General features: G+C 60.3%; 21 protein-coding genes. 11 read left to right on the top strand and 10 right to left on the bottom strand.

What is annotated here, in order from left to right:
• Positions 1 to 13 precede the first annotated feature (13 nt).
• Positions 14 to 991 (top strand): sugar kinase, encoded by a 978-nt coding sequence (locus tag AAF739_15420; GenBank protein ID MEM6384061.1) that lies wholly within the window; start codon positions 14 to 16, stop codon positions 989 to 991.
• Here AAF739_15420 and AAF739_15415 read toward each other — a convergent pair.
• The 6 genes from AAF739_15415 to AAF739_15390 form a co-directional block, all read right to left on the bottom strand.
• The gene (locus AAF739_15415) at positions 948 to 1,817 is read right to left on the bottom strand and encodes a metal ABC transporter permease (GenBank protein ID MEM6384060.1); all 870 of its coding nucleotides are present in this window, start codon (positions 1,815 to 1,817) and stop codon (positions 948 to 950) included. The two genes, AAF739_15420 and AAF739_15415, sit on opposite strands and share 44 nt — an antisense overlap.
• Entirely contained in the window at positions 1,814 to 2,674 is an 861-nt protein-coding gene (locus tag AAF739_15410; protein ID MEM6384059.1) for a metal ABC transporter permease, read from the bottom strand. The genes AAF739_15415 and AAF739_15410 overlap by 4 nt, the downstream gene beginning before the upstream one ends.
• Positions 2,671 to 3,576 (bottom strand): manganese/iron ABC transporter ATP-binding protein, encoded by a 906-nt coding sequence (locus tag AAF739_15405; GenBank protein ID MEM6384058.1) that lies wholly within the window; start codon positions 3,574 to 3,576, stop codon positions 2,671 to 2,673. The genes AAF739_15410 and AAF739_15405 overlap by 4 nt, the downstream gene beginning before the upstream one ends.
• Before the next feature lie 22 nt (positions 3,577 to 3,598).
• Positions 3,599 to 4,534, bottom strand: a complete 936-nt coding sequence (locus tag AAF739_15400) for a metal ABC transporter substrate-binding protein (GenBank protein ID MEM6384057.1) — start codon at positions 4,532 to 4,534, stop codon at positions 3,599 to 3,601.
• A 203-nt stretch (positions 4,535 to 4,737) separates the two neighbouring features.
• Positions 4,738 to 6,114, bottom strand: a complete 1,377-nt coding sequence (locus AAF739_15395; GenBank protein ID MEM6384056.1) for an aldehyde dehydrogenase family protein — start codon at positions 6,112 to 6,114, stop codon at positions 4,738 to 4,740.
• Positions 6,115 to 6,124: 10 nt separating this feature from the next.
• Positions 6,125 to 7,000, bottom strand: coding sequence for a transglutaminase family protein (locus AAF739_15390; protein ID MEM6384055.1), 876 nt, complete (start codon positions 6,998 to 7,000; stop codon positions 6,125 to 6,127).
• A 148-nt stretch (positions 7,001 to 7,148) separates the two neighbouring features.
• Between AAF739_15390 and AAF739_15385 the strand changes: the two genes are divergently transcribed.
• A complete protein-coding gene (locus tag AAF739_15385) occupies positions 7,149 to 7,391 on the top strand; it encodes a hypothetical protein (protein MEM6384054.1) in 243 nt (80 codons plus the stop codon).
• A gap of 20 nt (positions 7,392 to 7,411) precedes the next feature.
• Here AAF739_15385 and parA read toward each other — a convergent pair whose 3' ends face one another.
• Both parA and AAF739_15375 read right to left on the bottom strand, forming a co-directional pair.
• Positions 7,412 to 8,071 carry a ParA family partition ATPase gene (gene parA / locus AAF739_15380; GenBank protein ID MEM6384053.1) on the bottom strand — a complete coding sequence of 220 codons (660 nt, stop codon included), beginning with the start codon at positions 8,069 to 8,071 and terminating at the stop codon, positions 7,412 to 7,414.
• 130 nt (positions 8,072 to 8,201) lie between these two features.
• Positions 8,202 to 9,020: a methyltransferase domain-containing protein gene (locus AAF739_15375; GenBank protein MEM6384052.1), complete on the bottom strand. Its 819-nt coding sequence runs from the start codon at positions 9,018 to 9,020 to the stop codon at positions 8,202 to 8,204.
• A gap of 27 nt (positions 9,021 to 9,047) precedes the next feature.
• Here AAF739_15375 and AAF739_15370 point away from each other — a divergent pair, with 27 nt between their 5' ends.
• Both AAF739_15370 and AAF739_15365 read left to right on the top strand, forming a co-directional pair.
• Positions 9,048 to 9,800, top strand: a complete 753-nt coding sequence (locus AAF739_15370) for a DUF2259 domain-containing protein (protein ID MEM6384051.1) — start codon at positions 9,048 to 9,050, stop codon at positions 9,798 to 9,800.
• A gap of 33 nt (positions 9,801 to 9,833) precedes the next feature.
• Positions 9,834 to 10,175, top strand: coding sequence for a hypothetical protein (locus AAF739_15365; protein MEM6384050.1), 342 nt, complete (start codon positions 9,834 to 9,836; stop codon positions 10,173 to 10,175).
• A 7-nt stretch (positions 10,176 to 10,182) separates the two neighbouring features.
• Here the strand turns inward: AAF739_15365 and AAF739_15360 are convergent, their stop codons facing one another.
• Positions 10,183 to 10,581, bottom strand: coding sequence for a DUF3307 domain-containing protein (locus AAF739_15360; GenBank protein MEM6384049.1), 399 nt, complete (start codon positions 10,579 to 10,581; stop codon positions 10,183 to 10,185).
• A 262-nt stretch (positions 10,582 to 10,843) separates the two neighbouring features.
• Here AAF739_15360 and AAF739_15355 point away from each other — a divergent pair, with 262 nt between their 5' ends.
• Entirely contained in the window at positions 10,844 to 12,139 is a 1,296-nt protein-coding gene (locus AAF739_15355; GenBank protein MEM6384048.1) for a sulfite oxidase, read from the top strand.
• A gap of 88 nt (positions 12,140 to 12,227) precedes the next feature.
• Positions 12,228 to 12,758 (top strand): hypothetical protein, encoded by a 531-nt coding sequence (locus tag AAF739_15350; GenBank protein MEM6384047.1) that lies wholly within the window; start codon positions 12,228 to 12,230, stop codon positions 12,756 to 12,758.
• Positions 12,759 to 12,818: 60 nt separating this feature from the next.
• On the opposite strand, the gene AAF739_15345 is transcribed toward AAF739_15350, so the two are convergent.
• Complete coding sequence (locus AAF739_15345; GenBank protein ID MEM6384046.1) at positions 12,819 to 14,141, bottom strand: pilus assembly protein; 1,323 nt, start codon at positions 14,139 to 14,141, stop codon at positions 12,819 to 12,821.
• A gap of 310 nt (positions 14,142 to 14,451) precedes the next feature.
• Between AAF739_15345 and ettA the strand changes: the two genes are divergently transcribed.
• From ettA to AAF739_15320, 5 genes are all read left to right on the top strand, one after another.
• Entirely contained in the window at positions 14,452 to 16,101 is a 1,650-nt protein-coding gene (gene ettA, locus AAF739_15340) for an energy-dependent translational throttle protein EttA (protein MEM6384045.1), read from the top strand.
• Between the two features lie 51 nt (positions 16,102 to 16,152).
• Positions 16,153 to 16,704 carry a molybdenum cofactor sulfurase gene (locus AAF739_15335; GenBank protein ID MEM6384044.1) on the top strand — a complete coding sequence of 184 codons (552 nt, stop codon included), beginning with the start codon at positions 16,153 to 16,155 and terminating at the stop codon, positions 16,702 to 16,704.
• A 92-nt stretch (positions 16,705 to 16,796) separates the two neighbouring features.
• Positions 16,797 to 17,234 (top strand): hypothetical protein, encoded by a 438-nt coding sequence (locus AAF739_15330; protein MEM6384043.1) that lies wholly within the window; start codon positions 16,797 to 16,799, stop codon positions 17,232 to 17,234.
• A gap of 16 nt (positions 17,235 to 17,250) precedes the next feature.
• Positions 17,251 to 17,772, top strand: coding sequence for a YbjN domain-containing protein (locus AAF739_15325; GenBank protein ID MEM6384042.1), 522 nt, complete (start codon positions 17,251 to 17,253; stop codon positions 17,770 to 17,772).
• Between the two features lie 82 nt (positions 17,773 to 17,854).
• Positions 17,855 to 18,934, top strand: a complete 1,080-nt coding sequence (locus AAF739_15320) for a DUF2336 domain-containing protein (GenBank protein MEM6384041.1) — start codon at positions 17,855 to 17,857, stop codon at positions 18,932 to 18,934.
• Positions 18,935 to 19,016 lie beyond the last annotated feature (82 nt).

Genomic DNA, 19,016 nt, shown 5'->3' with positions numbered 1-19,016 from the left:
CTACACCCGCCCGATGAGCGATCCCTTTGTCAGCCTTACCGGCGGGGGCCGGCCCGCACGCATCGCCTGTCTCGGCGAACCGATGTTGGAGCTTTCCGACCTCCGCGCCTCCGACGGGAGGGTGGCGCTTGGGGTGGCGGGCGACAGCTTGAATTGCGCTGTTTATCTGCGGCGGATGTCGCCTGCCTCCACCGTCTCGGTCGATTACCTAACAGCGCTGGGCACGGACAACCTTTCTGATCGGATGGTCGGCTTTATGCGCGGCCAAGGGCTCGGCACCGACGGTATTGCGCGCATCTCGTCGCGCCTGCCCGGCCTTTATGCCATCGAGGTTGACGATCGCGGCGAGAGGTCCTTCCGGTACTGGCGCAGCGCGTCAGCCGCCCGTTCGATGCTTGGCCCGGAGGGGCTCGACCTGGACCGACTGGCGCAATTGGACGTGTTGTACCTGTCGGGCATTTCGCTGGCGATCCTCCCGCACGATGGCCGCGCGAGGCTTATTGAAGCGTGTGCCGCGCTTAAGGACACTGGCAAAGCGGTGGTTTTCGACAGCAACTATCGCCCCATCCTCTGGGACAGCATCGAGGACGCCCGCACGACGATGTCCGCCATGTGGGCTGCCACCACACTTGGGTTACCCTCGCGTGACGATGAGGAGGCCATCTGGGGCGATGCAAGCGCACATGCGATCATCGATCGGCTCGTGTCATTGGGCGTGCCGGAGATCGCCTTGAAGGACGGTAGCAACGGCCCACACCTTGCCGTTGGCGGGGAACGCTACGAACGGGGGGCTTATCGCCGGGCGTCCGCGGTTGTGGACACGACATCGGCTGGCGATGCCTTCAATGGCGGTTATCTGGCTGCGCGGCTGGCCGGCCTCGACCCGAACGCAGCGGCCAAAGGTGCCCATGAGCTTGCGATCGCGGTGATCGGCCATTCCGGCGCAATCATTCCGCAGGCTGCGATGCCTCCAGCGTTCGGTTCGCGGTAGTTGGCGACTGGCGTTTGGGTTGAAGTTGCTTCCACCCGAATGCAATCAGGAAGGCAATCGTCAGCGTCAGGATGATGGTTGGCGCAGGCGCTGAGTCGATCCAGAAGCTTGCGTAAATGCCGATGAAGCTCGATGCGAGCGTCACCGCAACAGCTACCCAGAGCATGTGCCCGAAGCGCTTGGTGACAAGGAACGCGATTGCGCCGGGAGCGATCAGAAGACCAATTGCGAGGATGATCCCGACCGCGCTCAAGGTTGCAACAATCAGAAGCGACAAGGCGGACAGAAGGCCGTAATGCAGCGTGCGTGTCGAAAGTCCGAGCGCTTGAGCTTGAGCCGGATCGAAGGCGTGCAGGAGCAAGTCACGCCAGAACAGAAGAAGCCCCGCTGTGATGAGTGCGGCGATGATGCCGGAGACCCAAAGGTCCCGTGCATTCACGCCCAGTATGTTTCCAAACAGGATGTGATCGAGGTGGAGCGATGTGTTCGCCGAGGCGTAGATTACAATGCCAAGCCCGAACATGCCGGAGAACACCACACCCATGACGGTGTCCTGTTTGACCCGGGAATTATCGTTGATGTAGCCGGTCGCCACCGCGCAGATCATGCCCGCGATGAAGGCACCGATCAGGATCGGGATGCCAGCCAGATACGCAAGGACGATCCCGGGCAGCACGGCGTGGCTGACGGCATCGCCCATCAGCGACCATCCTTTCAGGACGACGAAGCACGACAGGATCGCTGACGGTACCGCAAGGATCGCCGCAATCGCGAACGCCTGTTGCATAAAGCCGAACTGGAAGGGCAGCAGCGCCGTTTCGATCATGCCTGCACCCCGCCAGTGGCTTCGCGCGCCCGGCGCCGGTTTGCCAGCAGGCCGTGTTTGGGTGCGAACACAAAGGCAGCAAGGAACAGCAGCGTTTGCAGGACCACGATCACGCCGCCGGTCGCGCCATCAAGAAAGTAGCTGATGTAGGCGCCAAACAGGCAGGTCAGCGTGCCCATGGCCACTGACAGGGCCAACAGGCGCGGGAAGCGGTCAGTGAGAAGATAGGCGGTTGCGCCGGGCGTGACGACCATGGCGATCACCAGAAAGGCCCCCACCGTCTGAAGAGCCGCCACCGTTGCCGCCGATAAGAGCACGAAGAACATGAATTTCATGCGCTGTGGGTTCAGGCCGATGGTGCGTGCATGGTCTTCATCGAAGAAGACGGCCATCAGGTCCTTCCATTTGAGAAGAAGGATGCCCAGGCACACGAAGCCGATGATCGCAAGCTGCAGGATGTCGGTGGGCGAGATCGCCAGAATGTTGCCCAGAATGATGGTCTGCACATCGATTGGTGTGGGCGAGACCGAAACCATGAACAGTCCCAGGCCGAAAAAGCCCGTGAAGATCAGCCCGATCACCGCGTCCTGCTTCAGCCCTGTGCGCTGACCGAGAAACTGGATGGCACCGGCAGCAAGGGCGCCGGCAAGAAAGGCTCCGAAGGCGAACGGCAGGCCCAGCATGTAGGCGCCTGCGACCCCGGGCACGATGGCGTGGCTGAGCGCATCGCCGATCAGGGACCAACCTTTCAGCATCAGGTAGGCCGAAAGGAACGCGCACACCGCGCCCACGAGAGCGGAAACCCACATCGCGTTGAGCATGTACTGGTAGGTGAATGGCTCGAACAGAACGCTCATGAAGCGCCATCGCCCGTGGTTCGGGTCTTGTCGTCGTAGATGACCATCGGCCGTTCATCGTCGGTCAAAATCGTGACCTGCCGCGCATCATCATCGTCGTGCAAATCATCGCCGCTGAGCACGAAGTGCCGCAGGACCCCGCCGAAGGCGCGGCTGAGATTTTCCTGAGTGAAGATGGTTTCGGTTGGGCCGTAGCAAAGCACAGTGCCCTTGATCAGCACGACTCGGTCGCAGAACTCGGGGACGGAGCCGAGGTTGTGCGTTGAGACCAGCATCACGCGGCCCTCGTCGCGCATTTCGCGCATCAAAGTTATGATGGCTTCCTCGGTCTGGACATCGACGCCGGTGAACGGTTCGTCCAGCAGAATGATCTGTCCATCCTGCGCCAGCGCCCGCGCAAGGAAAACGCGCTTGCGTTGTCCGCCAGACAGCTCGCCAATCTGCCGGCCCATGAAGTCGGCCATGCCGACCCTTTCAAGAGCCTCCCGGACACTACGCTTATCCGCCCTGCTGGGGATGCGCAGCGCATTCATGTGACCGTACCGGCCCATCATGACAACGTCTTCGACAAGAACCGGAAACGACCAGTCAACATCCTCGGCCTGGGGCACATACGCCACAATGCCCTTTTTGAGCGCCTGGGCGACCGATAGTCCCAAAAGACGAATGTCACCGGCGTCGAGGGGCAGGAATCCCATCAACGCCTTGAACAGCGTTGATTTCCCCGCGCCATTGACGCCCACAAGGGCGGTTATCGTGTGCGTTGGCAGTTCAAAGCTGGCGTCCGTCAGCGCCGTGACGCCATTGCGGTAGGTGACGGAAACGCCTTGGGCGGTAAGACCGATGGTCCCAACGCCCGTTTGGATGTTGGCGTCTGTTTGTTTGGCTACGGTGAGGTTCAAATCACGTCCTCGAGCGGTCGCCTCAATTCATCGCCTCGGTCAGCCCCTCGGCCACCGTGCGCGCGGTGACCGTCAACAGATCAAGGTAGGTCGGTACAGGTCCATCGGCTTCCGACAGGCTGTCCACATAAAGCACGCCGCCATAGGAAGCGCCGGTTTCGCGTGCCACTTGCTCCGCAGGGTCGGTATTGACCGTGCTCTCGCAGAACACGACGGGGATGTTGTTGTCATTGACGGTGTCGACCACGCGGCGAACCTGCTGCGGGGTGCCGACAGCATCGGCGTTCATCGGCCACAGATAAAGTTCCTGCATGCCGAAGTCGCGGGCGAGGTAGGAGAACGCCCCCTCGCATGTGACAAGCCAGCGCTGGTCTTCAGGAATCGCGATGACCGCTTCACGCAACGGGCCGACCGTGGCTTCGATTTCGGCTTTGTATGCCTCAGCGTTGGCCGCGTAGACCTCAGCGTTGGCCGGATCCTGCGCGCTCAAAGCTGCTTCGATGTTGTCCACGTAAGTGAGGGCGTTTTCGAGCCCCATCCATGCATGCGGATTGGTCAGCCCCTCATAGCTACCGGAGCCGATGGCGATCGGATCGATCCCATCGGTCAGGATTGCGGACGGTACACCGTCAAGATTGTCGAGGAACTGTTCGAACCACAGTTCGAGGTTAAGGCCGTTCCACAAAATGAGATCGGCGTCCTGAGCGGCCAGTATATCGCGCGGCGTGGGCTGATAACCATGGATCTCAGCACCCGGTTGCGTAACCGATACGACGTCTGCCGCGTCGCCGGCGACGTTTTGGGCCATGTCAGCCAGGACCGTGAACGTGGTAATAACTTTCAAGCGATCCCCAGCATTTGCCTGTACCGCCAGCAGCGCAATCGACGCGCCAAATACTGCAGCAAAAAAGGCAGTCGATTTCCGAACGCGGGGCAAGGGTTGTCCCTCGGTGCCCATCTGGCTTTTTTCCTGCTTGTCGTTGTCGCGCGGACGCGTTGTCATCGGTAGTTGCTCCCTTTCGAAGACAGACCTCTTGTTTAGAACGATTATGAGAATGATTTGCAGAATGTCAACGCAGTTGCAAGTCATTCGCAACTGGAAAGCAGCGCTTTGCCTGCGGCATCCTGTTGCATCGTGCGTGCCGGGAGTGATCGGCCGCGTCAGAGCTGCTTTTTCAGGTGGTAGGACTTTGGCCGCGTGACCGCGTGAAAGCCCAAAACGGATAGAGATGCGCCGCGACCGGTCTGTTTGCATCCTGTCCAGCACAGGGCGGGATCGACGTAATCGCATCGGTTCATGAAGACGATCCCGTTGTCGAGTTCGGCCCCTATCGTTGCGGCCGCTTCTGCGTCCGATGTCCAGATCGAAGCCGTCAGGCCGTAGGGGCTGTCATTCATCAGCTCGATTGCTTGTGCGTCGCCGTTGACCTTCATGATCCCGACGACTGGGCCGAAGGTCTCCTCTCTCATGACGGTCATCGAATGGTCGACATGTGTGAGGATTTGCGGACTGACATAAGCACCACCATCATCTGCGGGTGAGGGGGCAAGGTGAGCCACTGCACCAGCGGCCAGGGCGGCAGCGGTGTGTTCGCGAACGGTTTTCGCAAAGCGCGCATGTGCCAGCGGTCCAATGGTGGTCTTTGGGTCGAGAGGATCGCCGAGCACATAGTCTTTGGTCAGTGCGACGGCCTTGTCCACAAACGCATCATAATGGCTCTCATGGACATAGATGCGTTCGATACCACAGCAGCATTGCCCGGAATTGAACATCGCGCCGTCGATCAAGCCGGCGACAGCCGCATCAAGGTCGGCATCGGCGCGCACATAACCCGCGTCTTTGCCGCCCAATTCGAAGACCGTGTTGGTGAAGGTTCCCGCCAACGCCCGTTCCACAGCCTGACCGCCGGCAACGGATCCGGTGAAGGTCACCGTGTCAAAAAGGCCCTGTGCCATCAGCGCTTCAGCGGTGGGGTGATCGATGAAGACGTTGGCGATGATATCGTCCGGAACACCCGCCATCTGGAAGGCGCTTGCAATGCGCTCACCAACAAGAAGGGTCTGCTCGGCATGCTTGATGAGCACGGCGTTACCGGCCATCAGGGCGGGTACGATAACATTCAGCGCGGTCAAATACGGGTAGTTCCAGGGCGCGATCACGAGCACAACGCCTTGAGGCTCGCGTTCGAGGCGCCGCTCGAAGGCTGGCGAATCCTCAACGATAGCGGGCGCAAGCGCGGACGGGGCGATCCCCGCCATGTAGTCGGCGCGTTCTTTCACGCCGCCAAACTCACCGCCATAGCGCGTCGGGCGGCCCATCATCTGCGCCAATTCAACCGTTATATCGGTGTTCATCGCTCCCAGGTTCGACACCCCAGCCTGTACCATCGCGATGCGCTCATCGAGGGGAACCTTGGCCCAGCCCGACTGGGCCTTTCTTGTGCGCGCGATCAGCTCTTGAGACTGCACAAGGCTCAGGCAATCGCGTTCGGCGACGAGACTGCCATCGATTGGAGAAACGCAACGCAAGGTGTTCATGGGTGCTTCCTCAGTTTGTCCGCGCCACGGTGACACTGACCTGCGGTGGGCCGCCGGCGCCCTGTGGGCCCGTGAAGCTACCCGACACGGGGATGGCTTGGGAGGGTTTGCGGACCGTCGCCACTTTGATGAGATCGGCGGACCCAGTCAGATTGTTGGTCGGATCGAAGTCTATCCAACCAACGCCGGGAATGAACAGCTCTGCCCAGGCGTGCGTCGCACCGGCGCCGACGGTTGTGGGCCCGTCGGCATTGTCGAGAGCGGGGGAATACAGGTATCCGGTCGCAAATCGGGCGGCAAAGCCCACGACGCGCGCCGCCTCCATCATAAAGAACGCGTAGTCGCGGCAGGTGCCGGAGCCGGCCTCAAGCATCTGCGATGGCAAAAGCGTACCCTCGGAATACCGCGCTTCGTAGGTGAACCCGGTATAAATGCTCTCCATCAAAGCGCGCGCGAGACTTAATGCGTCGTCGGACCCGCGCAGGTTATGTCCTTCGATCCAGCTTTCGAGGGCTGGTAGGCCCCGCTCGTCATCCATGAGAAGCAAGGTGGCCAGGTCGCGCCGCTCCTCCGGGCTGTACTCAAGCGGGTATCTGGCTGTCCGACCATCGACCAGCATGCCTTCGGGATTTGCAGCGAACCGCTCGATGTCGAGCGTCGATGTTATGGCGAGCCGATCAGCCGCGCCGGCAAAGCTCAAGGTGCCGATCGAATTGCCAAAAACGTCGAACGACCAGACCGTGCTTGCGTTTGGACTGATCGACAACAACGCGTCAACGATGCGTAAATGGTGGCCATCGCGTGGCCTCATCATGATCCGATGCGGATGCAACTCCACAGGGGCACTGAACACATAGTCCGTCGCGTGGGTGATGGTAAAACGCATGTGATCCGCAATCGTTGGTGGCGCTTTGATGCCTCTCAAAGCCGATCCCCTGGGGTCTGTGCTAGCGCTAACTTGCCGCCCGCGCCAGCGCATGATGTGCTTTCACGGGCCTAGCATTTTGTGTCGGCGCCAGCGAGAGAGGGTCATCATGTGTGGAATTTGTGGGTTTGCCCTCAGTGACGCGCAAACGATCCTCAGTGCAAACCTGTCTAATGGAGACAAGCAGCGCCTCGCCCCACCAAAGAAGACGGATGAAGCGCCCGGTAAAGGGCAGATCTGGAGCGAAAAGGATCGCCAACGCTGCCGCGCAGGCGTCGCATCGGCGATTGCTGAGGTTTGGCAAAAACACAGGCAGCGCGGTGTGAAACAGACGATCGCCGATCCCGTGTAAACCGGACCAGGACAGGCCTGTCAGGCGTTGGCTTTGACCGCAGCTTTTGCGGCGCGGACCGCTTCCTTGCGAAGCGCATCGATTTCGCTTGCGCCCTTGCCGGTTGGGTCGGTGTCCATGATGGTCAGGCCAAGGCTCATGGCGCCGGCAAAGCCGACCCGGTTGCCGATGCGCGATTTGGCAAGCTTCGAATCTACATCCTTCAGCGCGTCAGTCATCTCCGCCGTGATCGCCGCTCGCGGCGGTACGCGATTAAGCACGAGCAGCGTCGCCGTATTTTCCTTTCGTGCAAGCTCAATGGTCGAGCCACAGGCCCAGACGTCCATGGGAGATGGTTGAACCGGAACGATCACGAGGTCGCCGACTTCGATGGCCGGGCGGGCCTCCGTATCGCTTTTAGGCGGCGTGTCGATGACCACAGCGTCATGGTCTTTGGCCAACGAGCGCGCTTCGCGGCGGGCACCCCACCCTGAGGCGGTGCGAAAGGTGAGGCCCGTGCTGTCAGACCCAAGCCTGTTTTCGCGTTCTTCAAGCCACTCACCGAGCGAACCTTGCGGATCACAGTCGAGAACCGCCACCCGCATTTTCGCATAGGACAGTGCCGTTGCGAGATGCGCGGACAGGGTTGTCTTACCTGATCCGCCTTTTTGCTGCGCGACCGTCAGGATCAGACCGCTCATGGAAGCTCTCCTTTGTATGCGCCTTGATCCGAGCGGCAGGGATGCGCATTGGAGAGGCGAGCGCAGTTTATATTGCACTGCACAAAATTCAAGATGTTGAACGCGATCAGCTTTTGCATACGCGCGAAAGCTAGTGTTTGCGCGCTAGGACCAAATCACCCATCACGGGCTCTTCCTGTTCAAGACGCACCATCACGGACTTCGCGGCCTCCACCGTCCAGCCATGAGCGTTCAGGGCGGTCTCATAGTAGCGGCGCTTGTGGGCAAAGCGCTTGTGTTCACCCAAAGCGAACCCTTCGCAAGGACTGTCTTCGCCGAGTGCTTCGGTTGAAAAAACAAAGTGCGAGCCAGCGCTGACATGGGTACCGAGCGCTGCAAGCAAGGGTTCCAGCGCACCGACATACGGGAGAACATCGGCTGCCGTTACCAGGTCAAAGGGCGCTGCAATGGGCCGGTTCACGAGAAACTCAACGATTTCACCGGTCGCAAGCTCCTGATAGAGGTCCAACTCGCTGGCAATCTCCACCATGGTGGGCGCGAGATCGACGCCCACCCGATGAGCTGTTTGATCTTCCAACGCCATGGCGCATAGGCCGGTGCCGCAGCCCAGATCAAGCCAGCGGTTGGAGGCTGGTACACCTCGCTCCGTGAGCATCTGGGAAATCATCAAGGGCACGGCGTAACCGAGTTGATCCACAAGGATCGCCTCAAAACGCTCCGCAACCTGATCGAACAGGGTTGCAACGTAAGCGTCCGGTGCCTTCTCAGGCAGGGTGCCATCCAACCGACTTAACCTGAGGATGACGCCAAGATGATCGTCGGGGTCGATTGTCAGCAGCTGCCGGTACAAAACTGTGGCCGTCGCCGTGTCGCCTGTCACATCGGCCTTGCGCGCGGCATCATAGATCGCGTCCACTTCATCCCAGTCTATCGGAGGGGTGTCTGTCATACGTATGGGCCTGAAGGATTTGACGAAATGAATGCGATTTTGGTGCGCTTGGTGGCATGGGTAACAGCGATACTGCTCTCGGCTGCCGGCCCTGCGGGGGCGGCGGACTTAGCGGAGTATCGCATATTGGGTTATTCGCCCGATGGCGAGCATTTCGCATTTGAGCAGTTTGGCATAGCCGATGGCGCCGGCCTGCCATACTCGGACATCTTCATCATTGACCTGAAGGCTGACCGTTGGGTGAGCGGAACGCCGATCCGCGTGTCCCGCTCCGAACAGGAGGTCGGTGGCCGAAGCGATTTCATGCAGATGCTGCACACGGTGCGCGTCGAAGCGCTTGTTCAAGCGCGGCCGCTTCTCAACCAGTACGACATCACGGCTGCCCACCGGCTCATTGCCGCCTCCGGCCCCACGGAAGTCGGCTCGCAACAGGAGCGCATGGCCTTCTACAAAGAGCCCGTCGCATCGCCCTTTGGCGATCTTTGGGTGCTCAGCCTTGAGCGCTTTCCGCTCCCGGCCAGGGTCGACTGTTTTGGGATGGTCGAGCCACATGGGTTCAGGCTCAGCCTTCAAAGCGAGAGCCAGGCCGCGCGGACCGTATATCGCGATACCGGTATTCCCAGTTCTCGCGGCTGCCCCGAGCGCTATGGCATCGCGGCCATCATCAGGCCGTTTGACCCGTCCCCCGGCCGGGCGGTTGCTTTGATCAGCGTTTATCAACTGGGGTTTGAGGGCCTTGATCGCCGATTTGTTGCGGTCCCCTTCGATTTGCCCTTGTAATACCGCAATTCGAGTCGTCGCCGGAGCGCGAGCGTGCCTGTATTTTCCAAATTACTGCTTGAAGCGCTGCACCAAGCGCCGCCAACAAGCCTGCGCGCGATGCGCGATTTCTTCGACCGGTCCCGCAATCGTCTGGAAGAGAGCCTTGACCGAAGCGGCGTCGATGCCGCGCAGAGACAGGCCTACCTCGATCAGTTCGAAGCCGGGGCCGAAGAAGCACAAACCACGTTTGTCGACCAAATGCTTGGTAGCGGTGACGACGATGCTGCCAGTGCAGATCGCAGAGCGAAGGAGTTGTTTAGCCAGCCAGTCGTTTTGGCGCTCCTGGCGGGCGCTTTCATGGTCGGCCTCGGTCTGGGCAGTTTGCTTCTGTGATAGGCGCTCAAAGCGCGGCGATCAGCACGACTAGCAGCAGAAGATACGTCGCTTGATGGGCGGCCTGATCCGCACCGAGCGCGACCCAGAAGCCAGAGCGTTCAGGCGTCAGGTAGAGCTTGCGGGCGATCCGCGCCTTTGCCCAATCAACATGGTAGTGAATGGCGAAATCAGCGATCGCCAAAGCCGCCGCCAGCGGCAAGCTCAAAACACCAAAAGCGCTGCATAGGCCAAGCACGACAAGAGTGCCCACACCATGCAGGCCAGCATGGGCGATGCCGCCTGGGTGGCCATAGATGCCTTTGTTGCGAACCTGCCAATCACTTTGAAAGACAAAATCGAACAGGAAATGCTTCGCTTGTAGCCCGAAGAGTATCGCCAGAATGGCGAGCGGGTCGAGGGACATGGCCCACCGTATTTTATTGTGTTGGCGCGCCAAGTGCGGAGCGCAGCGGAAGTATGCGCGATCGAAATCGGCGAAGGCGTGACGTAGGTCACAGAGTGTCGGTTTGCAACGGTTTCGCCGCTTATCGGGCTGTGGTGCATAAAGTGACTGGACACTTGGTCGGGCACGACGGCTTGCCTTCACCGCTTGCTCGCCTAACCTTGCCTGTACGGTCATGCACGCCACGATAAACGAGGGCGGCGGCCAGAGGAGGAAACAAACCATGGATGACTTCAGTTCAATAGCTGTGGATGACGGGCCGGAACACGCCGCCGATGCCGCCCAGCCCGATCCGGGCCGCCGCGCCTTTATGAAAGGTGCGAGCCTTGCCGCATTGACCGCTGCCATGGGTGTTGGAATTCCCTTTGGCCGCTATCTGCCCGAGGGCTACAGGCCGGTCGGTCTCGCGCGCGCCCAGGGCATGGAAGATATGGACGCCATGGCCGACAAGGACGGCCTGACGCTTCTCAATGATCGGCCGGTGAACGCTGAGACGGCGCCGCACCTTCTTGACGACAACGTTACGCCTGCCAGCCGTTTGTTTGTGCGCAATAACGGTATGGTGCCCGATCAGGCCTTCACCATGGATGCGACCGATTGGACGCTGACGATCGACGGCGAGGTCGACACCCCGCTCGAGCTGACACTCGATGATTTGCGCAGTAATTACGAAGTTATCACCCGTCAGCTTATCTTGGAATGTGGCGGTAACGGGCGAGCGTTCTTCAACCCCGGTGCATCGGGCAATCAGTGGACAACGGGCGCAATCGGCTGCCCCGAATGGACCGGCGTGCGGATGCGTGACGTCCTGCAGTCGGCAGGGCTCAAACCAAGCGCCGTTTACACGGGCCACTATGGCAACGATCCCCATCTGTCTGGCGACCCAACGCGCGAAGCGATTTCCCGCGGTATTCCCATTGAAAAAGCGTTGGAAGAGGATTCGCTGATCGCGTTCGGCATGAACGGTAATGATCTGCCAGGGATCCATGGGTTCCCGCTGCGCACGGTTGTGCCGGGCTATCCGGGATCGGCCTCACAGAAGTGGCTGACGCGCATCTGGGTCCGTGATCAAGAGCACGACGGTGCCAAGATGGGCGGTTTCTCCTACCGCATGCCAGCCTACCCGGTCGCGCCAGGAACCGAGGTGCCCGAAGAAGACATGGTGGTCATGACCACCATGCCGGTCAAATCGCTGATCACCAACCCGCCGACAGGAACGCAGGTCGGTCAGACCTTCTCTATTCGGGGCCATGCGTGGGCCGATGGTGAGGTGGCCATGGTCGAGACCTCAATCGACTTTGGCCAAACCTGGCAGCCTGCATCGCTCGCCGCGCCGCGCAACCGCTACGCTTGGCAGCACTTTTCAGCCTCCATCACGGTTCCACAGGCCGGCTACTATGAGGTCTGGACGCGGGCGACCGACGAACAGGGACGCACGCAGCCGCCGAGCACGCCCGGGTGGAATCCGCGCGGCTATGGCAACAACATGATCCACCGGATTGCGGTTGTTGTTGCCTAGCTCGCTTCGGCGGTAAGCTCAGCTGCGGGGTCGGAAAACGGGATCGACCCCGCAGACCATTTGACTGGTGAATGCGGGAACACCACTGATGCGAAAAAGTCTTTCATGCTTGGCAGCCATTGCATTGATGGGCGCGCTTATGCCGAGCGTGTCGGCTCAAATGGCGGTGCCTGATCCGATGGCCGGGCAGCTTCCAAACCCAATGGTGCCACTTCCCAATCCCATGGTGCAGGGCCAGCCCATCGCTCCCGCTTTACCGGTAGCACCGGTTGCGCCCAACCCGATGACCGCACCAAGCGTTGTTGCACCCCTGTCACCCCTTTCGCCCATGGGCGGCGCGGGTAACCCGATGCTTGGCGGTCAGCGATCGTCAGGCGTTGACGTGGCGCTGCGGGAGGACCTTGATAATCTGCCCGATACCGCAGGCGTCGAAGACACTTATTATTCGTGCACGCCGTGCCACTCGGCGCAAACCTTCGCCCAGCAGCGGCTCACCGATGCGCGATGGGAATATCTTTGGGATTGGATGATCAACGAGCAGAACATGCCCGATTATGGTTCCGAACAGCGGGAGATCATTTTGGGCTATTTGCAGACGCACTTCTCGTCGCAAAGGTGACAGCAGCGCGTCTTATCTCCGACCATCGCTTCTGCAGCAATGGCCGGGACGATGGACGTTCTATTGTGCCAGGCGGATCGAGTTCAAATTGTCGGCGATCGCTTCAAACGCGGCGACCAGCGCGCTTCTTGTCGTTGTGTCATAGTAGTTCGCTCGCCCTGAGGCGCAGTCCCGCAGGAACGCCTCTTCCGCGCTGCCGGTCTGGAAGCCAACCGTATAGATCGTGATCCCGATGTCCTTGATGGATCGGCAAAGCGTCTCTGACTGCCGGAAGGCATCACCATTGTCGTCGTCGTACCAGGTGTTGAAGGCGCCATCCGTCATGACCACCATCGCTTTTCTGGTGTCTCGGCGTCCGTAGCTGCGCCCCACAGATTCGTGCGGCCAAACATCGTGGAATTCGTTTGAAAGCGTGTACCAGCCCCACTGGATGCCAATGTGGCCCGCGGTCCAACCGCCAGCACTTAGCTCATCGACCTGGTCATAGAGCGACCCGGCATCCGATGTGAGCGGGGCGATCGCCGGATAGTCGCAGACGTAGCCGCGGAAGTTGCGGGGATCGTTGATGATCGTCTTTTCTTCGCGATCGCCCGACTCGATGGAAGCAACATTGACTTCGCCGTCATCGTCGTCGCCAAACCCCGCGATCGGGCCAACCGGGGCTGTGTCATCGAAGGCCATCGCGCCACTGCGCTCATAGACGCACGATTCACCCGACGTGTAGCCGGTGACGTCCCGCTCGAACGTTCCAACATTCACGAGGTCGGCATATGGCACGATGGAAATCCGGACCTGTGCGTCAGCCAAGCCTCGATTGTCGGATGGCAAAAGCGTCGCGATCAAGGCCCGCGCAGCCTCTTTCAGCGCCTCGAGCTTCGGACCGTCCATGGATCCGGTAACATCCAGCACCAACGCCAACTCGATGAGCTGGCGATCGACCGCGACGGCTGACGCAACGCTTATTCCGACACCTTGGGGGTTCACAATGCCGGTAAACAGGGCTCGCGATGTCCCCTCGACGGTCCCGCTTAACAGGTCGGTTGATGGGTCATAATTTGCGGCAACGTCCCCAACCCACTGCGCATCGAGGTTTTTGCCAATGATATTGGCTTTGAAGAAATCATTGACGGTCGTGTCAATCTCGCTCGTTTCAATCTCACCGATGGAAAGCTGCCTTGCTGTGCTGAGAAGGGCGGCATCGAGAGCCTGTAAGGCCATGCTGCGCAAGCGCACGGCGTTGGTATAGTCGTAGGTGACGACGGTCAGCGTCAGGACCACAGGAATGGTGATCGCGAACGTAACGGCGACGGCACCTGTTTGCTGCTCGCGGAAGCGGCAAACGGCGCGCAGAACATGATCTCGCAGGGTGCTAAAAAGGCTCACAGCTTCGCCCTCAAAGGAGTGACATTTTGCCCTTCGTACAGCGAACTTCTGGCAAATCGATTAATTTGAGAGCGATAGTTTTGTCTAAAATTTGAATGATATTGCGAGCGTAGAGCCCCCGACCGCAGACCAAGAAAAAAGGTCGCTTCGGCTTAGCCTCGGCGCGCCATTTTGGTCGTTTCGCGCATGCCAGTTGCGCGAATTGGCTGACTCAATCGCGCAGCGCCGCCTTTCAGTTTGCGCGGGCACGCATCCAGCGCTAGAAGGCGGCGAACTTCCCTCATCCACAATTCAAGCGTGCGGAGCGTTCATGGCGCGTCAATTCATCTATCACATGTCGGGGCTTTCAAAGGCGTATGGCGCTAAGAAGGTTCTCGATAACGTCCACCTGCAATTCTACCCCGATGCCAAGATCGGCATTCTCGGGCCCAATGGCGCCGGTAAATCCACGGTGCTGCGGATCATGGCCGGGCTCGATAGTGAGCACACTGGCGATGCTTGGCTCGCCGACGGCAAGAGCGCAGGGTACCTGCCGCAGGAACCGCAGCTCGACCCCGACAAGACGGTGATGGAAAACGTCATGGAGGGCGTCGCGGACAAGAAGGCCATTCTCGACCGCTACAACGAGCTGATGATGAACTACTCCGACGAAACGGCGGAGGAGGGGGCTCAGCTTCAGGACCTCATCGATAGCCAGAACCTGTGGGACCTCGAAAGCCAGGTGGAGCAAGCGATGGACGCCCTGCGCTGCCCGTCGGGCGATGCGTCGGTTGAAAACCTGTCGGGCGGTGAGAAGCGCCGGGTGGCGCTGTGCCAGCTGCTGCTGTCGCAGCCCGATTTGCTGTTGCTTGACGAGCCGACGAACCACCTCGACGCGGAAACCACTGCATGGCTGGAAAAGCATCTGCGCGAATACCCCGGTGCCGTTCTGATCATCACCCACGATCGCTACTTCCTCGACAATGTCACCGGCTGGATCCTTGAACTCGACCGCGGGCGTGGCATTCCATACGAGGGCAATTATTCCGCCTATCTTGAAGCCAAGGCCAAGCGCATGTCACAGGAAGGCCGTGAGGAGGCGTCGCGGCAGAAAGCGCTGGAGCGCGAGCGCGAGTGGATCGCCGCCAGCCCCAAAGCGCGCCAAACAAAATCCAAGGCGCGCATCAACGCCTATGAGGAGCTGCTCGCCAAGGCCGATGCGCGGTCGCCCAGCGCCGCGCAGATCGTCATCCCCGTGGCGGAGAGGCTCGGCAACAATGTTATCAAGGTCGAAGGCCTGTCGAAGGGCTTTGGTGACAAGCTGCTGATCGATGATCTCGACTTCAACCTGCCGCCGGGCGGCATTGTCGGAATCATCGGACCGAACGGTGCCGGTAAAACGACGCTCTTCCGGATGCTCACGGGGCAAGAGACGCCTGATGCGGGCAGCGTCACGGTCGGAGAGAGCGTGCAGCTTGGTTATGTCGACCAGAGCCGCGATGCGCTCGACGCCAAGAAGACGGTCTGGGAAGAGATTTCGGGCGGCGATGAAATCATCAAGCTTGGTAAGCGCGAGGTGAATTCGCGCGCCTACTGTTCAAGCTTCAACTTCAAGGGCGGCGACCAACAGCAGCCTGTGGGCACGCTTTCGGGTGGTCAACGCAACCGCGTGCATCTGGCCAAGATCCTCAAGTCGGGCGCGAACGTGCTTTTGCTCGATGAGCCGACCAACGATCTAGACACCGAGACGCTGGCCGCGCTCGAAGATGCGCTGGAGGAATATGGCGGTTGCGCGGTGATCATCTCGCACGACCGGATGTTCCTCGATCGTCTTGCCACCCACATGCTCGCGTTTGAAGGCGATAGCCATGTGGAATGGTTCGAAGGCAACTTCCACGATTATGAGCAGGACAAGATCCGCCGGCTGGGCCCGGAGAGCGTGAACCCGAAGCGTGTGACCTACAAGCGGCTGACAAGGTAGCCGAACGTGAGCATATACAACGCCAAGCGCTTCGTAGCCCGTCTCACCGGGCTGTTTGCCTCGCTCGATGGCGCGCTGGCGTCGGAAGCGGTTGAGCGTTTGGACCTCACCTATGAGGGTATCGCGGGCGACCGACATGCCGGGCTGACGCGGGCGTCGGGCGGCCGGGAGCCTTGGTACAAGCGCGGTAGCGAGATGCGCAACGAGCGGCAGCTGTCCATTGTTGCAGCCGATGAGCTTGCCCAGTCTGCGTCAGCGATGGGCATCGACCGGATCGCGCCGGAATGGATCGGTGCGAACATGGTGCTCGATGGCGTCCCGAACCTGTCGATGCTCCCGCCGCGCAGCCTGCTGTTCTTTGGTGACCCGAAGGCTGGCGGCGCGACCATCAAGATCGACGGGCAAAATGCGCCATGCCGGTTTGCGGGCGATTCCATCGCAGCGCACTTTCCCGATCAGGATCCCAAGGCGCTGGCGCTGACCTTCCCGAAGGCGGCGGTCGGCAAGCGCGGGCTTGTGGGTTGGGTCGAAAAACCTGGTCCGGTCGCGGTCGGTGACACGGCGACCGTGCAGGTGCCGGAGCAGTGGATCTGGGAAGGCTGATGCTTGGCGTGCGCCTCATGATCACGCAATGGTGATCCGGGCGCGCAAGGGTCGGCCTTCCCGAGCCTATGGCCCTGCCATATGTCCGGCCTATGAGCAGACAAATTTTGACAAGTTTGGCCGCCTTGGCCTTCTGCACGTCGCTCGGATGGGCGGACGAGGTTCCCGGCGAGTTGACCGGCCATTGGGGCGAAGACAGCCACTGCGCGGCGCAGGCGGATGCGGGTGTCGATGCGGTGGTCGAGAGCGCGGGCGATGCGCCCTACAGGTTCGAGGGGCAGTGGATCAGCCGCTGGCACTTCTATTGCCGGGTCTTGCGGCTCGACGATTTCGGTGAGCGCGATGGTGCGCAGACCTGGCGGGCGCGCGTTTTGTGCGGTGAAGATACCGTCGAACGCCCCTATGAGCTTGACCTTGTTCGGCGTGGCGATACGCTGTCGCTGACATGGCTTGCGATGGACGAGAATGGGCGTTTCCTGGAGCCCTGGAATAGTGGCCCGTTTCGCCAGTGCACGCCGCCCCAAAGCTGATCAGTGGTCCGACTGCGTGTTAAATAAATCTTGTTTTTCCCGTGGGTTAGGCGTCTTCTGCTTAGCTTTCACCTTAGCTGTTCTCCCCTTTGCCACCTCCGGCGCGCAGGCTGAAGATGTCAGCGCATCCGATGCTGGCGGTATCTTGAAAGTCCTGCGGGATCGGGGTCAGACAGCGCTCGCGACCATCGATGAGTTTGGCGATCCGTTCATCGAAACCAGCGTCGGCAATGTCGATTACCACATCCTGTTTTACGGTTGCACGGACCACCGGTCATGCTCATCGATTGCGCTGCGGACGGAACGGGCAAGCGACGGAACGACGGGCATCGAAGACGTCAATGGCTGGAATGCCGAGCAGCGCTGGACCAAGGTTTACACGCCGGAGGTCAACATTCTCACCCTCGAACTCGACGTCTGGTTCGGCGATGCGCCGATCCCCGCCGATCGCTTCGGCCGCTACCTGGATGTATGGGAACGGTCGCTTAGTGAGTTCGTCCGTTTCGTCGATAGCGGCGAATTCGATTTTGTTGAGTAAAAGTTGAGCCAAACCATTCAGGGAACTGCCATCTCCCACTGCTAGAGTTCGCAATCAAAGCCTTTTTTATGGTGCGGACCTTATGAGCGAATTGGTGGATTTTGATCGGGTCGAAACGACCCATACCCAAGAGCAGCGCAATCAGCTGATGACGCATGTTGCGCAGCTCTATTCCATGTCCAACGACCGGATAAACCCGGAGTTGCTGGCGGTTTACGATTCCGTTCTTGTGCGCCTGGCGGACCTTGTTGAGGAAGAAGCTTTGGCGTTTGTCGCCGAAAAGCTGGCGCCCCTGACCAATGCACCTCAAGAAATGGTAAGAAAGCTGGCGCTCGAGCCGATCAACGTGGCGCGGCCCGTGCTGGAGCAAAGCCCGGTTCTCACCGATACGGACCTCATCAAGATCGCCGGCGAAGCGGACAACGACCATCTCGAAGCGATTGCCGGCCGAAACACGGTTGCGCCTATGGTCAGTGCGGTGCTGGTTGATCGAGGCGATGGGCCGGTCAAGCTGCGTCTGACCCGCAACGGCGGCGCGCGGTTCTACGAAAGCTCGTTTTCCAAGCTTGTTCAGGACGCCTCCCACGACGAACAGCTACAGGAGACCTTGGCAGATCGCGATGACCTGCCCGTCGCCGTGGTGCGCGCGCTGGTCGAGGTGGCGACTGTCAACGTGCGGCGTAAGCTACTCAAGCACGGGCGGCCCGAGGTGGCCAAGCGCGTCACGGAGGCCGCAAGTCTCGCTGCGGAGCGCCTGTCGAATGAGCAATGGCTCTCGCGCTACGATTTCGATGCGGCGTACCGGTCGGTATCGCTTGCAGCGAAAAAGGACCCGATCAGCGAAGACTCGGTGATTGCGATGGCTCGCGCCGGTCGTTTTCCTGAAGCAGTCGTTATGTTTGCACTGTGCGCTGCGGTTCCGCTTGAAGATGCCAAGCACTGGTGTGTGCGTTCGGACCCTAAACCGTTCCTGATCATGTGCAGGGCGCTCGACTTCAGCCAGCAAACCGTTGATGCGTTCCTGCGCGTTGGTCCATGGTTGCGGCGTCTCGACCGAGAAGCACGCGAGCAGGCTGAGGCAGATTACGGGACAATTGACGCGCAAACGGCACGCGAAATCGTATCGCAATGGCGGGTGAGCCAAAAATCAGTCGCGGCCTGACCGCCACCGGCATTCTCTACGTCAACGCAAAGCCCGGCCCTGTGTCGGGCTTTTCTTTGTTTGGTTTGGCTTGCGGGCAGCA

This window comes from Pseudomonadota bacterium (assembly GCA_039024915.1).
Taxonomy (GTDB): domain Bacteria; phylum Pseudomonadota; class Alphaproteobacteria; order Rhizobiales; family MH13; genus MH13.
Note: the sequence above shows the minus strand (reverse complement) of the source record. Positions and strands in the feature narration are given on the sequence as shown.